Origin of the sequence: Hymenobacter sp. IS2118 (genome assembly GCF_000715495.1) — a bacterium.
In the GTDB taxonomy this organism is placed as follows: Bacteria; Bacteroidota; Bacteroidia; order Cytophagales; family Hymenobacteraceae; genus Hymenobacter.
In genome coordinates this window covers 1-20,473 of the sequence record NZ_JNLX01000116.1, presented here as the reverse complement: position 1 = coordinate 20,473, position 20,473 = coordinate 1, and the positions used below count along the sequence as shown (strand labels likewise).

The following is a 20,473-nucleotide window of genomic DNA, read 5'->3' as shown; positions in this document are numbered from 1 at the left end:
TCGGGGGCGGGTGGGGGCGACCCGGCGGGTGCCGCCCGCATCAGCGCGTGCAAGGCCCGCAGGCGCAGCCCGGCCGCGTAGGGCAGGGGCCGGCGGCCAGCCTCGGCGTTATTGATGCGGGTTTGGGTGGTGCCCAGTAGGTGGGCCGCCTCGCGCTGGCCCAGACCGAAGTGGGTGCGGGTAGCAGTCAGCCGCTCATCGGGGGCATGTGGTAGTTCGGGCATGAGGCAGGAACGCCAGGGGGGATTCAAAATTGCGGACCTTTCATTTTGAATCCCCCCAGTGGGGGGATTCAGATTTTAGCCGCCCTTATTTTGAATCCCCCTTTGGTGGTAGTAGCACTAAACTGCGGCCAGCGCAGTGCTTACCCAAAAGCCCACAAAAAAGCCCCGCCAGCAATGCCAGCGGGGCTCTTTTTATGCACCAAAAACTTCAGCGCAATCAATAAAATCAGCGGTAATCTGCGATTTACATCATGCCGCCCATGCCACCCATACCGCCCATGCCGCCGTCGCCGTGGCCAGCGCCGCTAGCAGCCGGCTCGGGCTCGTCCGAAATCACGGCTTCGGTCGTCAGCAACAGGCCGGCGATGGAAGCAGCGTTTTCGAGAGCCAGACGGGTTACCTTGGTTGGGTCGATGATACCAGCGGCCACCAGGTTTTCGTACCGGTCTTCGCGGGCGTTGTAACCGAAGTCACCGCTGCCCTCGCGCACCTTCTGCACGACTACCGAGCCTTCGCCCCCGGCGTTCTGCACGATGCAGCGCAGGGGCGCCTCCAGGGCGGTACGGATGATGTTCACACCGGTACGCTCGTCGGCATTGCGGGTATCTACCGCGGCCAGTGCCTCCAGGGCACGCACCAGGGCTACACCGCCGCCGGGTACCACGCCTTCCTCAACGGCGGCGCGGGTGGCGTGCAGGGCATCGTCAACCCGGTCTTTCTTCTCTTTCATCTCCACCTCAGTGCTGGCACCGATGTAGAGAATGGCAACACCGCCGCTCAACTTAGCAAGGCGCTCCTGCAGCTTCTCCTTGTCGTAGTCCGACGTGGTGGTTTCCATCTGGGCCTTAATCTGGCTGATGCGGCCGCTAATGGCCTCTTTCGAGCCCTTGCCGTTTACGATGGTGGTGTTGTCCTTGTCGATGATGATTTTCTCAGCCGTACCGAGGTATTCCAAGGTCGCGTTTTCGAGCTTGTAACCCTGCTCTTCGCTGATAACGGTACCGCCCGTGAGGGTGGCAATGTCTTCCAGCATGGCCTTGCGGCGGTCGCCGAAGCCGGGAGCCTTCACAGCGGCAATTTTCAGCGAGCCGCGCAGCTTGTTCACTACCAGGGTAGCGAGGGCTTCGCCGTCCACGTCTTCCGAGATGATAACCAGGGGCTTGCTAGTCTGGAGTACCTGCTCCAACACGGGCAGCAGCTCCTTCATGGTGCTCACCTTCTTGTCGTAGATGAGAACGTAAGGCGAGTCGAACTCAACCTCCATTTTCTCAGGGTTGGTCACGAAGTAAGGGGAGAGATATCCGCGGTCAAACTGCATGCCTTCCACCGTTTTAACTTCGGTTTCGGTGCCACGCGCTTCTTCCACGGTGATAACGCCTTCCTTGCCCACTTTCTCCATGGCATCGGCAATCATCTGGCCGATTTCGGCGTCGTTGTTAGCCGAGATGGTGCCTACCTGGGCAATTTCTGCCGAGTTCTCAATCTTTTTCGACTGCGCTTTCAGGTTAGCAACCACAGCGATTACCGCCTTGTCGATGCCGCGCTTCAGGTCCATGGGGTTGGCACCGGCGGCCACGTTCTTCGAGCCGGCCGTGTAGATGGCCTGGGCCAATACGGTGGCAGTAGTGGTGCCGTCGCCAGCCTGGTCGGCCGTCTTCGAGGCCACTTCCTTCACGAGCTGGGCGCCCATGTTCTCGATGGGGTCACGCAGCTCAATTTCCTTGGCCACGGTCACGCCGTCCTTGGTGATGGAGGGCGCACCAAATTTCTTGTCGATAATGACGTTGCGGCCTTTGGGGCCGAGGGTCACTTTCACGGCGTTCGCCAGTTTGTTCACACCGGCCTGCAAGCGGGCACGGCCTTCGGTGTCGAATTGAATGTTCTTAGCCACGTTGGGAAGAATTAGGAGTTATTAATTAGGAGTTATGAATTTTCAACGGGCCTAGAGCACCGCGAAAATGTCCGACTCGCGCATGATGAGCAGGTCTTCGCCGTCAACGGTGATTTCGGTGCCGGCGTACTTGCCATACAGTACCTGGTCGCCTACCTGCACCTGGGGCTTGATGAGCGAGCCGCTGTCAGCGGTTTTGCCTTCGCCTACGGCTACAACTTCACCGCGCTGGGGCTTCTCCTTGGCCGTATCGGGGATGATGATACCGGATTTGGTTTTCTCCTCGGCGGCGGCGGCGCGTACAATGACGCGGTCGGCCAGCGGTTTCATGCTAAGTGCCATTCTGTGTGTGTTTGGTTTGAGTAAGATGAAAAATCAGGGTGTACGCCCCAATCGCACTTCCCGTGCCAGGGCCCTAAACCTGACAAAATGGGCAATTTTTGGCATCCGTTGGTGGCAAAAGTGGCCGATTAAGCAGTCCCGCACGACTAACCCCAGACACTAATTCGTCATGCTGAGCTTGTCGAAGCATCGCTACCGCAAGGGCTAAATGGCTATTCAACGAAGCGGTAGAGGTGCTTCGGCTGCGCTCAGCATGACAACTGCTTTGCTAAGCCTGTTTTTGCACGCTTGCTTAACGAGCGCGAAAAAGCCGGTAGCTCCGTAAGGAACCACCGGCTTTTTCGGTATCGGAGCAGGCAATAAGTGCCGCTATTCTTGAACTGGCGTAGTAGCCGGGGCCGGAGCCGGCTGGGCGGGGGTAGCAGCTGGAGCAGCAGCCGGCGCCATTGCACCACCGGGTGCGGCGGCCGGAGCCGGTGCGCCGGGGGCAGGAGCCGACGCGGGCAAGCGGGTTTCCAGGGCGCGCTGCTGGTTGATGCTGCGCGCGGGGCCGTTGGTATTGGTGGTGAGCATGTGGGTGCTGAGCGAGAGCACCACCAGACCGATGGCGAAGCCCCAGGTGAGTTTTTCGAGTAGGTCGCCGGTGCGCTTCACGCCCATCATGCTGGCGGCACCACCGGCGCTGAACTGGCTGGAGATTCCGCCCCCCTTGGGGTTTTGGGCCAGCACCACCAGGGCCAGCAGGAAACACACGAGGAGAATTAGGACGATGACAACGGTGTATAACATGGGAAACAAAAGAGCTGAAAAGGCAAATTATGCCGGGGGTTGCAATTGTTGGATTTGGGCCGCAAAGTACGCCATTTTTTCCGGCTGCTTCACCATGAGCTTCTCATAAATCTCAATGGCGCGGGCCGTTTTGCCTTGCCGGACCATAATGCGGGCCAGGCTTTCGGACACCAGGTCGGCCTCCGGGCGGGTGCTGCGCACGCTCAGGTCGGCCTGCACGCCGGCGGGCGGCGGCAGCATGGCGGGCCGCGTGAGGCGGGGCTGGCGGCGCAGAAAGTTGTTGATAAGGTCGAGCGACGAGGGCAGCACCGGGGCCGGCGGGCAGTGCGTGGCCCAATGGTCGAGCAGCAGCGGGTCGGGCTCAAAAAACGCCCCGACGGGCGGCAGCGGCGCGGCCGGGGGCTGGGCCCCGGCTATGGTATTTGCAGCAAGCGCCGCTTCCGCCTGGTCCGCTAACAGGTTCAGCAGCTGTAGGGAAAATCCCAGGCGACTGCTTTCCCCGAAGCCGTATCCCACCGTCGCATCACCGGTGAAGGCGGCGGGCGTAAAATCGGACGCGGGGCCAACCGGCAAACCGGGTAGGGCCGCGATTTCGGGCAGCAGCGCCACGCTACCCATACTCCGGGTCACGGCTGAGGCGGCCCATTCATCAATCAAACCGGGCAGCTCGTAGGTCGGTAAAACGGGCGGGGCCGCTTCCGCCAAACCAAATTCGAAGCGTGCTTCTCCCACTTCAACCGGCGGCCGAATAGCCGGAGCCTGCGCGGGCAAAATAGCCTCCGTCTCGGGTTCCGGCAAAAGCTCCGCAATAACTTCGGCGGCGGGAATATCTACGCCTTCCACCTCAAGCAGCAGCGCCTCTGCCGCGGCCGTTGGCAGTGCAGTGGCTTCCGCTGGGGCCAGTTCCTGCGTTTGCGGCGGGCCATCCTCCGCAGGCGTTGGGGAGTGAGGGGTTCCCACGAATTCAGGCGTTTCCTCCGGTGCCAGCGCAACAACTGGCGCTTCCGGGATAATCGGCACGACTTCCTCAACGGGGGCCGCTGCCGCTGCTATTATCTCAGGCTCGGGAGCCGCAACGGGAGCCGCCGGGGCTGACGCTTCCGGGGCCGGCGGCGCTACGTACTCAACATCAGCGAGTAAGGTGCTAACTGGCAGTTCCGGTACCGTCGGGGCCGGCAGGGGTGGGGCTTCGGCAACGGCGGGTGGCGCTAACGCTTCTTCTGTAGGGGCAAAAACTTCGGGCACCGGCACTGGCGCTACCTGCTCAATCAGCCGGCGCAGCAGGGTGCGGTCGGTGGCGTAGGTGGCGGCGCGGCGCAGGCGCTGGCCGGCCAGCATGGTGCCCTGGTCATGGGCCGCTTTGGCGAGCAGCAGATGCGCGGTTTGGCAGTACGGAAACGCCTGGGCAAGCTGCTCAAGCTCACGCACTTCTACCGGCCCCAGGGCCGAAGTGTGGTCAAGAACATGCAGAAGCGCGGCGCGGGTCACGGGTGTAAAGAGCAGCTTTAAATCAGCGTGATGTCAGGGAAAACATTGAAATCAGCACCACAAACAGGATAACGGGGGCGCAAGGTTACGCCAATTTACGCAAAGGCGCGCGTCGAAACTTTCGTTTTGGCTCCGTACGGCAGTTTGGTTTCAACCCCGGCCCGCACCTGGGCCGGCTCAATTCATTCGCGACTTACCAGTTAGCCACCGACTTATTAAAAATGTCGGTGATGATTTTAGTGGTCGTGGTCCGTACGGCGTTGGGGTCGCTATTGATGGTGGCGATGTTGCGGCTGGCCGGAAAGTCGTCGAAGTTCTGGAAAATCTGTTCGAAGCTCTGCTTGTCGTCCTTGGTATTGGTGAAGCGCACGCGCACCTGAATGGTGAGGCGGTTGGAGCCCGCCTGGTCCACGCCATCTACCTGCTGAATGGAGGCCGGGGCGAAGTCAAAAGCCACAATGCTGCCCTCAAACTGCAGGTCGCCGTCGCGCGGCACAATCTTCAGCTTGGTATTTTGCTGAAAGTAGTCTTTCAGGTCCTCCGTGAAGCGCTGCGTGAGGTAGGCAGGGCCCTGCGGCGTGTTGTTCTGAATGGTGGCAATGGAAAAGGTGCGTACCGCCGGGTCGATGTTGGTGCCGCTGAACGAATAGACGCCGCAGCCACTCAGTAATGAGCTGATAGCTACTAGCTGATAGCTGATAGCCCGCTTTCGCAGAAACCCCCCAACGCCTCCAAAGCTGATAGCTACTAGCTGATAGCTGATAGCCCGCTTTCGCAGAAACCCCCAAAAGCTAAAAGCTAAAAGCTGACAGCTAACAGCTAACAACTGACAGCTAACAGCTAAAGAATCAAACTTGCTCCAGGTCATATTGCTTGAGTTTACGGTACAGCGTGCGTTCGGAAATGCCCAGGTCGTGGGCGGCGTACTTGCGCTTGTTGTTGTGTTTTTTCAGCGCCTTGAGAATCATTTCCCGCTCCTTCACATCCAATGAGAGCGTTTCTTCTTCGGTTTCGTGCGGAATGTCTTCCACGGGCGTTTCCTCGTCGTAGTCGGTTTCGGGCTCGTTGTTGTACGACTTGGGCGCCACGGGCAGGAAATATTCGGCCGCGGCACCGGCCTCAAACGCGCTGTTGGATGCGGTATTGTTGAAGAGGTGGCTGTTTTGGCGCAGCAGCTCCTGGGCTTCGTGGGGGCGCTGGCCGGTGGCCAGCTCCAGCACCATTTTCTTGAGGTCCGTCATGTCGCGGCGCATGTCGAACAGAATTTTGTAGAGCAAGTCGCGCTCCGAGTAGCCGGCCGTGGCGCTGTCCGGCGCGCCCTGATTCAGCAACATGGGCAGGCGGCTCACCTGCTCCTGCGGCAGGTAGGGCGCCAGGCGGCGGGCGTCCAGCTCGCGCTCGGTTTCGAGCACCGAAATCTGCTCGGCGATATTCTTGAGCTGGCGGATGTTGCCGGGGAAACGGAAGCGCGTGAGCGCCTGCACCGCATCGGGCAGCAGCGTGATGGGCTTGCTGCGGTAGCGCTCGGCCGAATCGGAAGCAAACTTTCGGAACAACAGGTAGATGTCCTCGCCGCGCTCGCGCAGCGGCGGCACCGTGATGGGCACCGTGTTGAGCCGGTAATAAAGGTCTTCGCGGAAGGTGCCGGCCTGCACGCGGTCGAGCAGGTTTACGTTGGTGGCGGCCACCACGCGCACATCGGTCTTCTGCACCTTGCTGGAACCCACGCGGATAAACTCGCCATTTTCCAGCACGCGCAGCAAACGGGCCTGCGTGCCGAGCGGCATCTCACCAATTTCGTCCAGGAAAATAGTGCCGCCGTTGGTTACCTCGAAGTAGCCCTTGCGGGCCTCATTGGCGCCGGTGAAGGAGCCTTTTTCGTGCCCAAACAGCTCCGAATCAATCGTGCCCTCGGGAATAGCGCCGCAGTTGATGGCAATGAACTGCCCGTGCTTGCGCGGCGAAAGCGCGTGAATAATCTTCGAAAAGGACTCTTTGCCCGACCCGCTTTCGCCGGTAATGAGCACCGTCATGTCGGTCGGCGCAACCTGCGCGGCTACCTGAATGGCGTAGTTCAGCGCCGGCGCATTGCCGATGATGCCGAACCGGAGCTTAATGGATTGGATTTCCTGGGTGGTCAAGGTTAGTTGTCGGTTGTTAGTTGTCGGCTGTCAGAGTATGTTGGCGAATCTTTGGCGACGTGCGACGGCGGGGAAAGTGAGCGGTAATAACGAATGAATCCCTGTAGTATTTTTTTTGCAATCGGTACCTGCTGCCAGCAACTCATTGAGCATAACTTCTGGCTAGTAAAGAGGTGCCCGCACTTGATTATGTGGGCAATCGGGCCCGGCCGGGGCACCTCACCCCCTAGCCCCCTCTCCCCAGGAGAGGGGGGATTAAGACTAGTTCTAAAAATTTGATTAAATAGAAGTTAAGACTAAAACTAGTTCTCCCTCTCCTGGGGAGAGGGGGCTAGGGGGTGAGGTTGGCGACTGGGCCCGATTGCCCACACAATTAAGTACGGGCACCTAATTTGTAAATCTTTTCAGTGAGTGTGTTCAGCTTGGAAGCTAAACGTTTAATTCTCCCATGAGAATAAAAAGCTAAGCAACCGCCTCGCCCAACAACGTGCTCGCCGATGCCGAATGCACCAGCACATCCACGTAGTCGCCTTTCACAAAGTTTTGCTTTGGGAAAATCACTACCTGGTTCTGGCTGTTGCGCCCGCTCAAGTGCTCCTTTGAGCGCTTGGAGAAGTTCTCGGCCAGCACGCGGTGCACGCGGCCGATGCCGCGCTGGTTGCGCTCGGCGCTGTGCAGCTGCTGCTTGTCGATGATTTCCTGGAGGCGGCGCTTCTTGGTTTCCAGCGGAATATCGTCGGTGAGCTTGCGGGCGGCCAGGGTGCCGGGGCGCTCCGAGTAGAAGAACATGTAGGCCATGTCGTAGCGCACGTAGTCCATCAGGCTCATGGTGTCTTGGTGCTCGTCCTCGGTTTCGGAGCAGAAGCCCGAAATCATGTCGGAACTGATGGCGCAGTCGTCGCCCAGAATCCGGCGGATGGCCTGCACCCGCTCCTCGTACCAGGCGCGGTCGTAGGTGCGGTTCATGAGGGCCAGCACGCGCGAGTTGCCACTCTGGGCGGGCAGGTGAATGAACTTGCAGATGTTTTCGTAGCGCGCCATGGTGTGCAGCACCTCGTCGGTAATGTCCTTGGGATGCGAGGTGGAAAAGCGCACGCGCAATTCAGGGCTGATGCGGGCTACTTGCTCCAGCAGCTGAGCAAAGTTGACGTGCTCCAGGCCGTCTGCACTGGCCCACTTGTAGCTGTCCACGTTCTGGCCCAGCAGCGTTACTTCCTTGTAGCCAGCGGCTACCAGGTCGGCGGCTTCGCGCAAAATGCTGTGGGCATCGCGGCTGCGCTCCCGGCCACGGGTGAAGGGCACCACGCAAAACGAGCACATGTTGTCGCAGCCGCGCATGATGCTGATGAAGGCCGAAACACCATTGGAGTTCAGGCGCACTGGCGTGATGTCGGCGTAAGTTTCTTCGCGGCTGAGCAGCACGTTCACGCCCTTTTGGCCGCCATCTACCTGGCTGATAAGCTGCGGCAAATCCCGGTACGCATCGGGGCCAACTACGAGGTCGACGATTTTCTCTTCTTCCAGAAACTTGCTTTTCAGGCGCTCGGCCATGCAGCCGAGCACGCCTACCAGCATGCCGGGGTTGCGCTTCTTGTGCGAGTTGATTTGCGAGAGGCGCATCCGAACGGTCTGTTCGGCTTTCTCGCGAATGGAGCAGGTGTTGAGCAGCACCAAATCGGCGCTGGCCAGGTCCTCGGTGGTATCAAACCCCTCATCAAACAGGATGCTCGATACGATTTCGGAATCCGAGAAATTCATCTGGCAGCCGTAGCTCTCAATGTAGAGCTTGCGCTGTCGGCCCGTGCGGGTAGCGACGCTCACGCGGACTTCGCCGCTCGGCGTCGCCTCGGGAGCCAGGGTTTCTTTATCTAAAAAATCAAGGGTTAACAGAGCTTGGGACATAATAAAGGCGCGTTTCGGCGGCCCGTAAAGATACGTCTTTACGGGCCAAAATGACAAATTGGCAGGAATAAGGTGCCGGATAAAGAAGCAGCAACGGACGCAGGACCTGGGCGTCAGCCAATCGCCCGGCCGTGGCCCGGCAGGTAGCACGCAACCCCAAGCACCATCGGTTTCCTGCACCAGACAGCCTTCACGGCATGGCGCGCCCGTTCTGAATGTGCGCGGCGTACACCCGGCCGAACTCTGCCGTGGCCGCCAGCACCGGCAACGCCTGCCGGCCCAGCGCCGTGAGGTGGTACTCGACGCGGGGCGGTACTTCGCCGTGGTTGGTGCGCACCAGCAGCTCGGCCGTGGCCAGCTGCTTGAGCTGCTGCACCAGTACTTTCTCGCTGATGTCGGGCAGTAGCCGGCGCAGCTCCCCAAAGCGCCGTGCGCCACCCGCGAGCTGGTGCAGCACCAGCAGGCTCCACTTACCACCCAGCATGTCGAGGGTGGTGCGGATAGGGCAACTGGGGGTAATGAGTAGGGGCGTGGCAGTCATACTTACCTTGAGGTGGGTACCTGTGGTTTTGGAGGGTGCGACAAGGTAGCTACCTTTCGGCTTCCGTACTCATTATTTCCTGCACTTTTCCTCTAATCAACGTTTATATGTCCACTATTGCTCTTTTTGGCGCCTCTGGCAAAACCGGCCAAGAGGTACTCGCGCAGGCCTTGCGGCAAGGAATCCACGTCCGGGCGCTGGTGCGGACGCCGGCCAAAATTACCACGCGCGACGCCGGGCTCGAAATCATTGCTGGCGACGTGCTCAACCCCGCCGACGTGGCCCGCACCGTGCAAGGCACCGATGCCGTGGTGAGTGTGTTTGGCCAGGTGAAGGGCTCACCCAAGAACGTACAGACCGTGGGCACCCGCCACATCGTGGCTGCCATGCGGGCCCAGGGCATCCGGCACATCATCAGCCTGTCGGGCGGCGGCCTGCCCTTTGGCCCCGACCAGCCCAAGCTGGCCGACCGCCTCATCCGCGGCATCATGAAGCTGGTGGTGCCCCAGGTGCTCACCGACGCAGCGGGCCACGCTGAAGTACTGCAAGCCAGCGGGCTGGACTGGAAAATCGTGCGCGGCCCCCGCCTCACCGACCAGCCTTACACCGGGCAGTACCGCGTGGGCTGGGTGGGCGTGAACGCCAGCACGTCGATAGGCCGGGCTGACTTAGCCGAGTTCATTCTCAAGCAAGTCAAAACCGACGAGTTTGTAAGGCAAATGCCCTTCGTCAGCTATTGATTCAGGGCCCGATGGTGGTGCTCAGTACTTCCAGCAGAGCTTTGGCTTTGAGCAGGCACTCCTCGTACTCGCGTTCCGGGTCCGAATCGAAGGTGATGGCGGAACCCACTTCAAAGCTCAGGTAGCCGGTATCCTGGCGGTATTGCAGGGAGCGGATGACGACGTTGAAATCGAATTCGCCGTTGGGCCACATGTAGCCGATGCTGCCGCTGTAGAGCCCGCGCCGGGTGGTTTCGTAGTGTTCAATGAGTTGCATGGCCCGGATTTTTGGGGCTCCGGTCATCGAACCCATCGGGAAGGTGGCCCGCAGAATTTCCGGCAGTTCCGTACCGGGGCGTAGCTGGGCCGACACGGTCGAAATCATTTGCCAGAGGTGGCGAAACGGGTACAAACCGAAAAGCTCCGGCACCCGCACCGTGCCCGTTTGGGCCACGCGGGCGAGGTCGTTGCGCACCAGGTCCACAATCATCAGGTTTTCGGCCCGCTCTTTTTCGTCGTGTCGCAAGGTCTGGCGCTGCCGCTCGTCGTCGGCCGGGTTGGTGCCCCGGCGGATGGTGCCTTTGATGGGTTGCGAGAGTAATTCGCCGTCCCGGTGCGATAGAAAACGCTCGGGTGAAGCACAGAGTAAAAAATGGTCGTGCCACCGGATGAAGCCCGCAAACGGGGCCGGCGAGGCGTCCATCAGGCGCCAGAAAACGTCTGTCGGCGTCAGCGTTACGTTTTCGGCGTAGAATTCCTGGCACAAATTCAACTCATACACTTCCCCATTGAGAATGTCTTCGCGGATGGCCGTCACGGCTGCCAGGTAATCGGCCTTGGGCAGGCGGGGGCGCAACGCCGGTACCTGCGGCGCGGGCCGGGCCGGGAGTGGCTGCCGCAAAATCCGGGCGAGCACCTCGTCGTTTTGCCCGTGGATTTCTACCGCGTCCGGTCGCCAGCACAGCCAGGTTTGAGGCGTGAAAAAGTGCAGCTGCGGCCAGCCAAAGCCATCAAAATTCTCACTCGAAAGGGCTTCGATTTCGTTTTTGAGGTCGTAGGTGATAAAGCCGCAGCGCGGGGCATCCGCGTTATCCACTTCGGGCAGCTCAGTCAGTGAGCTGCTGGCGGAAGCACCCGCCGCTGCCACCGCCAAAATGCGGTCGAAAGGCCCGTTGGGATATTCCAGGTCATTGGGCTCGAAGTAGGCGCAGTGCGGAAATTCCGCCGCCCAGCTCAGCGCCCGCGCCCGAAAATCGGCGGGCAGGTCTGCCAACAACACGGACAGGCAAGGAGGATGGGCAGAAGTAGAAACCATAAAAAGAAACGGCTGGAAAGCCCGCGATGCTAACAAAGCAGCGTCGCGAAGTTCTTATTTCAGCTCCCGCAAAGCCAGTGTGGCCTTGGCATCGGTGCTGTTTTTGTATTCGTGCCACGGGTAATTCAGCGCCTTCTGAAAATACAGCCGCGCCTGTGCTTTGTTGCCGGCTTGTTGAGCCAGGTAGCCCTGCTGTAAGGCGGCCTGGGGCGCGAAATAGTACGGTGCTTTGGGGCCGGCCACGGTCAGCGTCCGCTCAAAGTAAAACCACGCCGAATCGAGCCGGCCCAGGCCCTGATAGGCGCGGGCCCGGCGGTACGGCTCCTCAATCAGGTCGCGCCACAGGGTGCTGGCCGTCGGGTGGAAGCGGCGCAACGTGGTTAGCGCTTGCCGGTTGTAGCCGCCGTCTATCTGCAGCCGGGCCCTGGTGAGCACCGGATGCAGCGCCTGCGCCTCGTGGTAATAGTGCTGGGCGTAGTTGTCTTCCTCCACATCGGTGGGGCCGGGCCGGTTGATTTGCGCCCGGTACCGCGCGGCCGTTGCGGCGGGCTGCCCGCCCAGCCACGCCGCCAGGTAAAGCTTAAAGGCGGCGTCTTTGCGGTAGTGCTGGCCCTTATACTCCCGCAAAAAAGTCAGGTTCTCCCGCTCCGACGCCGCATAGTCGCCCCGGTACAGCAGCAAATCCGCCGCCATGTGGTGCAGATAAGGAATTGGCAGGTAGCCCGCACCAACGGGGCGGGCGCGGTAGGCCGCCAGGGCCTCTTCGCCCCGGTGCTGGCGCTTGTTCACGCTCACCAATAAGTAAGCAAAGAGCAGGTTGCCGGGCTGTCCGGCCACGAGCCGCTCCATCAGGCGGATACCTTCCTCGGGTTTTTTATAGTAGCCTTCCCGAATCAGGGTCAGGTAAATCTGGCTTTCGGTTTGAAAGTCGCTCGGCTGGGCCGCGGCCACGGCCAGGTTTTTCAAGCCGGTGTCCGAATTGGCCGGCAGGCCCAGCAAGCGTAGCAGCCAGTGATAGCCCGCCGGCAACGAGCCCACCGCAAACTCGCAAATGCCCAGGGTTTTGCGGGCCGGGGCAAACGTAGGGTAGCGCTTCACCACCGCCTGCATTTGGTGGTAGCCGCTCCGCAAATGGTAGCCGCCCGCCACCAGCCGCTTGAACAGGAGCTGGCTCAAGCCCAGGTGCAGGGTGATTTCGGCCCGGGCGTAGTCGCGCAACGCACCCGCGGGAGCCCGCTCCAAAGCCTCCAGACGCGCCTCCTGAGCCTCAGCAAGCGCCTCGTACCGGCCGGCATCCTGGGTGATGAGCAGCTCCACAAAGTCGGCGCTGTTGGCCACCAACAGGGGCGCCGGCGCCGCGGGCGTGGCCAGCAGCTCCTGCCGCAGCAGCTCCCGGGCCGGCTCCAGCCGCAGCTTAAATACCTCGGCGTAGGCGCGGCGACTGTTGGGCGTCAGCTGCCCGGTTGCTGTTTCCACGCTGGCTGGCTGCGGCTGCACGCCAACGGCGGCCGGCCGCGCCGCTGATGCCGAAACAAGCAGAACCCCGACCACGCACAGCCGCCCCGGCCGGCCCCGCCAGGCCGGCAGAATGCGGTGGCGTAAGCCAGGGAAAATAGTTGCCAGCCAGGTCATGCGGGAGGTAAAAAAAAAGGAACGACACCCGGCCGTTCCTTTTTCATGATTTCAGTGAGCAAGCCAGTTTTTGGGATTGGCTTTAGGCGCTACCTAAACGGCGCGGGCTTCCACGTCGGCCAGAATGCGGCCGCAGTGCTCGCACACGATGATTTTCTTGTGCGAAATGATGTCGGCCTGGCGCTGCGGGGGCACCGTGTTGAAGCAGCCGCCGCAGGCATCGCGCCGCACCAGCACCACGGCCAGTCCGTTACGCACGTTGCCGCGAATGCGGGTATAAGCCGTCATCAAACGGTCTTCCACTGGCTTGGTAGCCGCCTCGCGCTGGGCCATAATGCCGCGCTCTTCCTCCTCGTTTTCGGAAACGATGGTTTCCAATTCGCCTTTTTTGTTGTCGAGGTCTTTGCGACGCTCGTCCAGTTTCGACTTCGTGCCGCTGATTTCAGCGTTTTTCACGTCAATCTGATACTGCGACTCTTTGATTTTCTTGTCGGAAATCTGGATTTCCAGCCGTTGCAGCTCAATTTCCTTGGCAATAGCTTCAAATTCGCGGTTGTTGCGGACGTTCTGCTGCTGCTCGTCGTACTTTTTGATGAGCGACTCGGCGTCTTTGCTGGCCTGCTTGCGGCTCTTGATGAAGTCGTTCAGACCCTGAATGTCTTCGTCAAATTTCTTGACCCGCACTTCGTAACCAGCAATCTCGTCTTCCAAATCCTGAACTTCTTCGGGCAAATCGCCGCGCACGCGCCGGATTTCATCGAGCTGCGAATCGAGCTGCTGCAGGGTGAGCAGGGCTTCGAGCTTGGCAGCTACGGGAACGTCGGCAGGAGCGACGGCGGCACTTTTAGCAGTCATATTGAACGGGGTTCGTAGGGGTTTCAGCGATTAAGACCGCAAAAGTACGTCCAAATCCGGCCGTTAGCAAATCGCTGAACACCTCGCTGGTGAACTGTTCGCTCTCAAAATGACCCACGTCGCAGAGCATCAGCCGGCCTTCGGCCCCAAAAAACTCGTGGTATTTCACATCGCCCGTCACGTAGGCATCGGCCCCGGCCGCCCGCGCTGCGCCAAGAAGAAAAGCGCCCGCCCCGCCGCAAATAGCCACCGTGCGGATGGGCTTTTCATACGGCGTGTGGCGCACCACCGGCACCAGCAGCCGCGCCTTGAGCAGGGCCCGGAAGGCGGCGGGCTCCATTGCCGCGGGCAGTTCGCCCACCAGGCCGGCGCCCACTTCCGGGTGCGTGTTTTCGAGCTTAATCAGCTCATAGGCCACTTCTTCATAAGGATGCGCCTCCCGCAGGGCTCGCAGCACGGCCGCCTGCCGGTGCAGCGGCAGCAGCACTTCGAGCCGCAACTCGGGCAGGGCCGTGGCCTGCTGCGGGGCACCAATGTGCGGGGCGGAATCCGGGCCGGGCGTGAACGTACCAGTGCCCGCCACCTGAAAGCTGCACCCGGCGTACTGGCCAATCTGGCCGGCTCCGGCGGCATACAGGGCCCGCAGCACGCGGTTCGCCAGGTCGGTTTGCTGGTCTTCGGGCCGGTGCGGCACGTAGGTGATGAGGCGGGCCAGGGTGCCGCTTTGGGGCGCCAAAACCCGGGTTTTGGTGAGGCCGAGCTTCTGGGCGAGCTTGTCGTTCACACCGCCGCGCACGTTGTCGAGGTTGGTGTGGGCGGCGTAAATGGCCACGTCATTCTTGAGGGCGGCAATGAGGGTTTGCTCCACTTCGTTGGCCCCGGTGAGCCGTTTGAGAGGCCGAAAAATGACGGGATGGTGGCACACCACCACGTTGCAGCCGCGCCGCAGGGCCTCGGCCACCACGGCTGGCGTGCAATCGAGGGCGATGAGGACGCCGGTAATTTCGGCCGTGGGGTCGCCGCATTGCAGGCCCGCGTTGTCGTAGCTTTCCTGGTAGGCGAGGGGCGCGGCGGCCTCCAGCAGGCGGGCCAGGTCTTGAACGGTGGGCATAGAGGCGAGTAGTCAATAAATTTAAGAGAGGACTTACGCACTCAGTTGCTGGCGCGCGTCTCTGACGCGTGGCTTGCTGGCTTGGCGTTTCCAAACGCCGTCGTTCACACCGTTTGGTCTGGTTGGCCCTGCGCGTCTCTGACGCGAAACCAGTGGGCAACGCGTCAAAGACGCGCGCCAGCAACTAAGGGCGTAAGTCCTATTAAGAACAGCAAAGAACAGGCATCCGGCCCAAGCTCCCAGCTAAAATGCTCGGTTCTTTTAATGAGAATGGGGCACGGCTACTGAGTGCCTGCCCGGCCACTCAACGGAATGGTGACGGCAAAAGCCCCCGGCGCCAGGCTTATTCGGCTCAGCAAAGGATACAGCTTGCGGCCGTGGCGGTGGTGCGTGGCATACTGGAAGCCATCGAAAAGCAGCAGCGCCCCGCCTTGCAGCAGCAGCGACTGGCCATAGCCCCGCCAGCGGTCCGACGAGCCGGAAGCGGTGGGGTTACGGCTTTTCTCCAGCAGATAAACTCCGGTGGCGAGGTAGGCCACATCCAGGCCCGCATTCAGGAGGTACAAATTCTCGGTGCGCAGCTGGATGCGTACGTTGCCGGCTCGGTCCGTAGTTGGAGAGCGGTTGGCGCGCCGGGCCGCGAAGTAGCCCGCCCCGGCCAGCGCGAGGTTCACGGCTCCCCAGCCGATATTCATTTGATGGAAATAGTGCGCCGACCCTTCCGTTTGCCCCGTGGCGATGCCGCTGACCAGCAGATTGGTGGCCGCCCAACCACCCAAAATGGTCAGGCCGCGTTGGTCGAGGCGCGTGCGCTCCGCATCAAAATTTCTCAGCGGAATGGCTGGCAGCGGAACCGTTTGAGCCAGCGAGTCAGCCGCCGTTTGGGCCAGCACGGGCGAGTGAATGCAAAGACCAAGCAGGCAAATAAGGAAGGGTAGTAGGCGCATGAGGCAGTGAGAAAGGGGGGAAGTAGATGGCAAGCAACCGCTTCGGGCCGGCTTTGTGTAGCTGCCCCGTAGCGGGCCGTACTTTTACGGCTCGGGCGTGGTGCCCAGCTCGCGTATGCAGTCCGTATTGGCTTTTTTATTGCTGCCTTTTTCCTGGCTCTACGCGGCCATCATGGCCGTTCGCAACTGGCTGTACGACGCGGGCTGGAAAGCGTCGGAAAGCTACGCCGTGCCGCTGATTGGCGTGGGCAACCTGCGCGTGGGCGGCACCGGCAAAACGCCCCACGTAAGCTGGCTCATCGAAGAATTACTGCGCCAGGGGCACCGCCCGGCCATACTGAGCCGGGGCTACGGCCGCCGCACCACCGGCCCGCGCCTCGCGGCCACCCCCGATTCGGCCGCCACGGTGGGCGACGAGCCCTGGCAGTACTACCAGCAGTTTTCGGCTCGTGGCGTGCCCGTGGCGGTGGCCGAAAAGCGGCGCCTAGGCGTGCGGCTGTTGCAGCAAACGCATCCGGAGGTTTCCGTCATCGTGCTCGACGATGCCTACCAGCACCGCGCCGTCCGGCCCGCGCTCAACGTGCTGCTCACGGAGCTGGCCCGCCCTTTCTACCACGACCAGGTGCTGCCCGCCGGACGCCTGCGTGAGCGCCGGAGCGGTGCCCGGCGGGCCGATGTCATCATCGTGACCAAGTGCCCGCCCGGCATGGCGACGGAAACCAAAGCGGCGGTCGAGCAGCGCATCCGGGCCTACGGCCGGCCGGCCGTGCCCGTACTTTTTTCGGCTTACGAATACGGTGCTGCCGAGCCGTTACGTAGCGTTTCTGCAGGGCTGCCATCGTTTCCGCCAGCGTCTAACCTGGCCGGACCGGCCCTACTGCTCACGGGAATCGCGCAGCCGGGGCCGCTGCGCGACTACCTCGAAAGCCAGGGGTATCGTATTCAGCATCACGCCATTTTACCGGACCATCATGCCTTCCAGCCCGCCGACTTAGTGGCCTTGCGCGCGCATTGGCAGCCGGGCTGGCCTATTTTTACCACCGAAAAGGACGCGACCCGCCTGCTCGCGCCGGCCCTCACGGCGGCGGTGGCCGGGTTGCCGCTCTATACCATTCCGGTGCGGGTGGCGTTCGGGGAAGGCGATGGCGCGGTGTTGCGCCAGCTATTGTCCACGGCGCCTGCTGCTGAAAAAAACTGATTTTAACTTTTGACTTAGTTGGACTTCCCCCGTGAATTCCGGCGTATTCGTTACCTGTTTGAAGGCTAAGCAACGAGAATTTTTGAAGGCGTGGCCGCTACGGTGGTGCGTGTTGGGACTGCTGCTACTGCTGGCCGGCTGGGCCCCCTATGCCCAGGCCCAGGTGCTCGATGATTCGACCAAAGTACTTTACGGCCCCAAAACCACGCGGATTATCTACGAGGCGGACATCCTGCGCGATTCCACTTCGGGTACCCCGCTCGACACGACGCTTACGAGCCGTCCCCAGGCCCGGTATTGGCTCTACGATACCACTTTTCAGCAGGATTTGGGTGCCCTGGGCACCGCGTCGCGACCGTTGCTTTTCCAACCTGTTCTGCAGCTGGGCGCCCGCTTTGGCCGCAACGCGTTCGACCGGTACGCCCGCGACGCCACCAAAATCCCGTATTACGATTCCCGGTCGCCGTACTCGTTTTTTCGCCTGGTGCAATCCGGTTCCGGCGAGCAGATTTTTGAAATCAGCTACAGCCGCAGCCTGCGGAAAAACTTCAGCGTTGGCGTGGCCTACGAGCGGATTGCATCAAATAAGATTCTGGCTGCCAGGTCCTCCCGCGACGGCTTAGTGGAGCACTCTAATCTATTGTTTTTCAGTCGGTTTCAAACTGATAACGAGCGGTATCATCTACTCTTTAATTTCAGCAACGTCCGGCATCGGGCGCTCGAGCAGGGTGGTATCTGGCCCGTGTCCAGGCGTCTGCCTAGCGGTCGCGACACCATCCGACTCACCGACCTGTTCAACTACGGCCGCGAGCGGGTCTACCTCACCAAAGCAGCCAACAACGAGGACCGCGACGAGCTATACTTCACCCAGACCTACCGCCTGCTCGGGCGCGGGCTCACAGTCTACCACACCTTCGACGCCAAGCGCCAGTACAACAGCTACTCTGACCAAGAACTGACGCCCGACGGCCGCGGTAGCTTCCTGTTTTACCCGCTCAGCCCGGTGCGCAATACCCGCGCCACGCTCGACCGGGCCGAGTACCGGCAAGTAGAAAACACCGTGGGCCTACTGGGCCGCACCGACGCCGTAGAGTACCGGGTGTACGCCCGCGACCGGCTGGCCTCGCTCACCAGCCGCCGCCTTGATTCTACGTCGCAGGCGGGCGGTTTGCCGCTCATCACCGCCGCCCCCACGCGCAATTTCAACGATGTGTTTTTTGGGGGCACGGCGGCTTTCAACTACCGTACGATTTACGCCGTGGAAGCTGCGGGCGAATTAAAACCCATTTCCCTAGGCAGCAGCAGCGCCAAATCGCCCGAATACTGGCTGAAAGCCGTGGTGCGTACCGGGCCGCTATCGGGCGAACTTCTGCGGGTTTCGGCGGGGCCCACGCTCACGCAGCAGCAGTTCGTGGGCAACCACTACCAATGGAATAATCTGTCAGACGACAGCAACAGTTTTAGCAATACCAGCACCACCCAGCTCACCGGCCGCATCCGTCTGAAAATCCCCGACCTGGGCCCACTCACCGGGCAGCGTTTCGAGGCGAGCGTCAGCGGCGTCAACATCATGAACCTGGTGTATTACGACACGGCAGGCGTGCCCGCGCAGCTGAATAAAGCACGCAACCTGCTCATCGTTTCAGCGCGGCATAAAGTGGCCTTGGGTCGCGTGAATTTTGATAACGAGGGTACCTACACTGAGGGCGGCAATGAGGACGGTATTCGCATTCCATCGCTGGTAACCAATTCGCGGGTATACTACGAAAGTTATATTTTCCGCAAGGCCCTGCTCAGTCAGGTAGGGGCGGAGCTGTACTACCAATCCCGCTTTCGTGCGCTCAATTACAGCCCGAGCACGCAGCAATTCTACCAACAAAACACCTTTACTATCCGCAATTACGCGGTGGCAAATGTCTTCTTCACGGCGGATATTAAGTCAGTTACCGTATTCCTGAAATACGCTTATGTCAACCAGGGATTGCTGGGCGACGGGTATTTTACCACGCCGTATTTCACAGGGTATCCGCGACGCTTTCAATTAGGATTAAGGTGGGATTTCTTTAATTAATGAGCTACAAATGAAAGAGAAAACCATTCTTAAGCTAAAGCTGAATACCGACCCCCGCTGGGTAGATATTGCCGGCAAAAACATCGAGGATATTCTGGTAGACCATGCCTGGTGCGAGCAGAAAGCTGCCAGCACGGGCATCAGTATGATTATCCATTATCCCGATAAAACGCGCCTCGTTGATGAGCTCACCGACCTGGTGGCCGAGGAGTGGAGCCACTTCGAAAGAGTGCTGTTGGAGTTGCGCAAACGCGGTTTTCAGCTCGGCCGGCCGCGCCGCGACGAGTATGTGGTGCAACTGCTGGCGCATGTGCGTAAAGGCGGCGCCCGCGAGCGCCAGCTCATGGACCAGCTCCTGGTTTCGGCCCTGATTGAAGCGCGTAGCTGCGAGCGTTTCAAGCTGCTCTGGCAAAACATCGCCGACCAGGAGCTCAGCAAATTCTACTACGAATTAATGGTTTCAGAAGCCGCACATTTCGTTAGCTACGTCGAATTAGCAAAGGAATATTGCGACCCGAAATTAGTAGAAGAAAGGGCGGTGGTCTAATTCAAGGTGGTATTGTACCGGTCAATTACAATTTTAATCCGGGCGGTGTGCATACTCAGCGACTTGCTGAAGGAACAAGATTTTCGCACGAGCACCCCACAGCGCTGGCGTAGCGAACAGTTGATGGCTTCGACAATACTTGTTCCGCCGCTGCCCTTGGGGCAGCGGCGATGGTGCCAGCGGGGCAACACCTCCACGTAGGCCTCCCACAGGTCGGTAAAATACCAGCAATGGCGGTGGTAGCGCGGAGGCAGAGCCAACCACAAGCGCCGGGCCGTGGCCGCGTCCCGTCGGCCCAGCACCCAGGCCACGATGCGCCGGCTGGCCCGTTCGACGGCCAACCACAGCCAGACTTTGCGCTTCTTGCGGCCCACGAAGGTCCACATTTCATCCAGCTCCAGCGCTTCCCACTCCTTTTTCTGGTCCTTTTTGGGGCGCAAGCGCGGGAGCGCCGGCGAAGCCGCTTGCGCTTTTTTTTATCCGGCTGGCAATCGTCACCCGCGAGATACCCGTCACGCGGGCAATGCTGCGCTGCGAGTTGCGCTCGCCCAGCAACTCGTCCACCTGCGCATACTGCAGCGCTTTGGCCACGGCGGCGGGGGTAAAACGGGCTTGATGCCCGCAGCCTTTGCACTGGTATTTGGCATGGCCCCCAGCGCTGCCGTTACGGCGAATATGTTCACTGCCGCAAGCAGCGCAGAAATGTTGCGTAAAAACCATCCCTAAAATTAATCATTTCACCTTAGATTAGACCACCGCC

Annotated in this window: 20 protein-coding genes; 4 read left to right on the top strand and 16 right to left on the bottom strand. The window is 60.7% G+C overall.

Annotated elements, in window-relative coordinates; translation table 11 throughout:
• From GM79_RS09895 to GM79_RS09855, 9 genes are all read right to left on the bottom strand, one after another.
• Positions 1-224, bottom strand: a 224-nt coding sequence (locus GM79_RS09895; protein WP_035563026.1) for a helix-turn-helix domain-containing protein, incomplete at its 3' end; no start/stop codon positions are given.
• A gap of 244 nt (positions 225-468) precedes the next feature.
• A complete protein-coding gene (gene groL / locus GM79_RS09890) occupies positions 469-2,115 on the bottom strand; it encodes a chaperonin GroEL (protein ID WP_035563024.1) in 1,647 nt (548 codons plus the stop codon).
• Between the two features lie 51 nt (positions 2,116-2,166).
• Positions 2,167-2,457, bottom strand: coding sequence for a co-chaperone GroES (gene groES, locus GM79_RS09885; RefSeq protein ID WP_035563022.1), 291 nt, complete (start codon positions 2,455-2,457; stop codon positions 2,167-2,169).
• 369 nt (positions 2,458-2,826) lie between these two features.
• Positions 2,827-3,246: a preprotein translocase subunit SecG gene (gene secG / locus GM79_RS09880; protein WP_035563018.1), complete on the bottom strand. Its 420-nt coding sequence runs from the start codon at positions 3,244-3,246 to the stop codon at positions 2,827-2,829.
• 27 nt (positions 3,247-3,273) lie between these two features.
• Positions 3,274-4,734 carry a hypothetical protein gene (locus GM79_RS22935; protein ID WP_051718719.1) on the bottom strand — a complete coding sequence of 487 codons (1,461 nt, stop codon included), beginning with the start codon at positions 4,732-4,734 and terminating at the stop codon, positions 3,274-3,276.
• A gap of 193 nt (positions 4,735-4,927) precedes the next feature.
• Complete coding sequence (locus tag GM79_RS09870) at positions 4,928-5,560, bottom strand: LptE family protein (protein ID WP_235184032.1); 633 nt, start codon at positions 5,558-5,560, stop codon at positions 4,928-4,930.
• 22 nt (positions 5,561-5,582) lie between these two features.
• A complete protein-coding gene (locus tag GM79_RS09865; protein WP_035563016.1) occupies positions 5,583-6,875 on the bottom strand; it encodes a sigma-54 interaction domain-containing protein in 1,293 nt (430 codons plus the stop codon).
• Positions 6,876-7,337: 462 nt separating this feature from the next.
• Entirely contained in the window at positions 7,338-8,777 is a 1,440-nt protein-coding gene (miaB, locus tag GM79_RS09860; protein ID WP_035563013.1) for a tRNA (N6-isopentenyl adenosine(37)-C2)-methylthiotransferase MiaB, read from the bottom strand.
• Between the two features lie 190 nt (positions 8,778-8,967).
• Positions 8,968-9,318, bottom strand: coding sequence for a winged helix-turn-helix transcriptional regulator (locus tag GM79_RS09855; RefSeq protein WP_035563009.1), 351 nt, complete (start codon positions 9,316-9,318; stop codon positions 8,968-8,970).
• A 107-nt stretch (positions 9,319-9,425) separates the two neighbouring features.
• On the opposite strand from GM79_RS09855, the gene GM79_RS09850 reads away from it, so the two are divergent.
• Positions 9,426-10,058, top strand: a complete 633-nt coding sequence (locus GM79_RS09850) for an NAD(P)-dependent oxidoreductase (protein WP_035563006.1) — start codon at positions 9,426-9,428, stop codon at positions 10,056-10,058.
• A gap of 1 nt (position 10,059) precedes the next feature.
• On the opposite strand, the gene pabB is transcribed toward GM79_RS09850, so the two are convergent.
• The 5 genes from pabB to GM79_RS09825 form a co-directional block, all read right to left on the bottom strand.
• Positions 10,060-11,352 (bottom strand): aminodeoxychorismate synthase component I, encoded by a 1,293-nt coding sequence (gene pabB, locus GM79_RS09845; protein WP_072008584.1) that lies wholly within the window; start codon positions 11,350-11,352, stop codon positions 10,060-10,062.
• 54 nt (positions 11,353-11,406) lie between these two features.
• Complete coding sequence (locus tag GM79_RS09840; protein ID WP_051718718.1) at positions 11,407-12,984, bottom strand: hypothetical protein; 1,578 nt, start codon at positions 12,982-12,984, stop codon at positions 11,407-11,409.
• A 93-nt stretch (positions 12,985-13,077) separates the two neighbouring features.
• Entirely contained in the window at positions 13,078-13,839 is a 762-nt protein-coding gene (locus tag GM79_RS09835; protein WP_051718717.1) for a zinc ribbon domain-containing protein, read from the bottom strand.
• Positions 13,829-14,950: a Nif3-like dinuclear metal center hexameric protein gene (locus GM79_RS09830; protein ID WP_035563004.1), complete on the bottom strand. Its 1,122-nt coding sequence runs from the start codon at positions 14,948-14,950 to the stop codon at positions 13,829-13,831. The genes GM79_RS09835 and GM79_RS09830 overlap by 11 nt, the downstream gene beginning before the upstream one ends.
• Before the next feature lie 281 nt (positions 14,951-15,231).
• Positions 15,232-15,897: a DUF6992 family protein gene (locus GM79_RS09825; RefSeq protein WP_152559933.1), complete on the bottom strand. Its 666-nt coding sequence runs from the start codon at positions 15,895-15,897 to the stop codon at positions 15,232-15,234.
• Between the two features lie 115 nt (positions 15,898-16,012).
• Between GM79_RS09825 and lpxK the strand changes: the two genes are divergently transcribed.
• The 3 genes from lpxK to GM79_RS09810 all read left to right on the top strand — a co-directional run bounded on the left by lpxK (position 16,013) and on the right by GM79_RS09810 (position 19,713).
• Entirely contained in the window at positions 16,013-17,095 is a 1,083-nt protein-coding gene (gene lpxK, locus GM79_RS09820; RefSeq protein ID WP_035563001.1) for a tetraacyldisaccharide 4'-kinase, read from the top strand.
• Between the two features lie 109 nt (positions 17,096-17,204).
• Entirely contained in the window at positions 17,205-19,166 is a 1,962-nt protein-coding gene (locus tag GM79_RS09815) for a putative porin (protein WP_161787154.1), read from the top strand.
• A 10-nt stretch (positions 19,167-19,176) separates the two neighbouring features.
• Positions 19,177-19,713: a tRNA-(ms[2]io[6]A)-hydroxylase gene (locus tag GM79_RS09810; RefSeq protein WP_051718715.1), complete on the top strand. Its 537-nt coding sequence runs from the start codon at positions 19,177-19,179 to the stop codon at positions 19,711-19,713.
• Here GM79_RS09810 and GM79_RS09805 read toward each other — a convergent pair.
• The gene (locus GM79_RS09805) at positions 19,710-20,153 is read right to left on the bottom strand and encodes an IS1 family transposase (RefSeq protein ID WP_051718714.1); all 444 of its coding nucleotides are present in this window, start codon (positions 20,151-20,153) and stop codon (positions 19,710-19,712) included. The genes GM79_RS09810 and GM79_RS09805 overlap by 4 nt on opposite strands.
• Positions 20,101-20,304 (bottom strand): hypothetical protein, encoded by a 204-nt coding sequence (locus GM79_RS24855; RefSeq protein ID WP_152559931.1) that lies wholly within the window; start codon positions 20,302-20,304, stop codon positions 20,101-20,103. The genes GM79_RS09805 and GM79_RS24855 overlap by 53 nt, the downstream gene beginning before the upstream one ends.
• Positions 20,305-20,473: the final 169 nt, after the last annotated feature.

Coding starts and splice junctions, on each gene's coding strand:
- groES (WP_035563022.1), bottom strand. CDS start 2,457: ATGGCACTTAGCATGAAACCGCTGGCCGACCGCGTCATTGTACGCGCC.
- secG (WP_035563018.1), bottom strand. CDS start 3,246: ATGTTATACACCGTTGTCATCGTCCTAATTCTCCTCGTGTGTTTCCTG.
- miaB (WP_035563013.1), bottom strand. CDS start 8,777: ATGTCCCAAGCTCTGTTAACCCTTGATTTTTTAGATAAAGAAACCCTG.
- GM79_RS09855 (WP_035563009.1), bottom strand. CDS start 9,318: ATGACTGCCACGCCCCTACTCATTACCCCCAGTTGCCCTATCCGCACC.
- GM79_RS09850 (WP_035563006.1), top strand. CDS start 9,426: ATGTCCACTATTGCTCTTTTTGGCGCCTCTGGCAAAACCGGCCAAGAG.
- pabB (WP_072008584.1), bottom strand. CDS start 11,352: ATGGTTTCTACTTCTGCCCATCCTCCTTGCCTGTCCGTGTTGTTGGCA.
- GM79_RS09840 (WP_051718718.1), bottom strand. CDS start 12,984: ATGACCTGGCTGGCAACTATTTTCCCTGGCTTACGCCACCGCATTCTG.
- GM79_RS09835 (WP_051718717.1), bottom strand. CDS start 13,839: ATGACTGCTAAAAGTGCCGCCGTCGCTCCTGCCGACGTTCCCGTAGCT.
- GM79_RS09830 (WP_035563004.1), bottom strand. CDS start 14,950: ATGCCCACCGTTCAAGACCTGGCCCGCCTGCTGGAGGCCGCCGCGCCC.
- GM79_RS09825 (WP_152559933.1), bottom strand. CDS start 15,897: ATGCGCCTACTACCCTTCCTTATTTGCCTGCTTGGTCTTTGCATTCAC.
- lpxK (WP_035563001.1), top strand. CDS start 16,013: ATGCAGTCCGTATTGGCTTTTTTATTGCTGCCTTTTTCCTGGCTCTAC.
- GM79_RS09810 (WP_051718715.1), top strand. CDS start 19,177: ATGAAAGAGAAAACCATTCTTAAGCTAAAGCTGAATACCGACCCCCGC.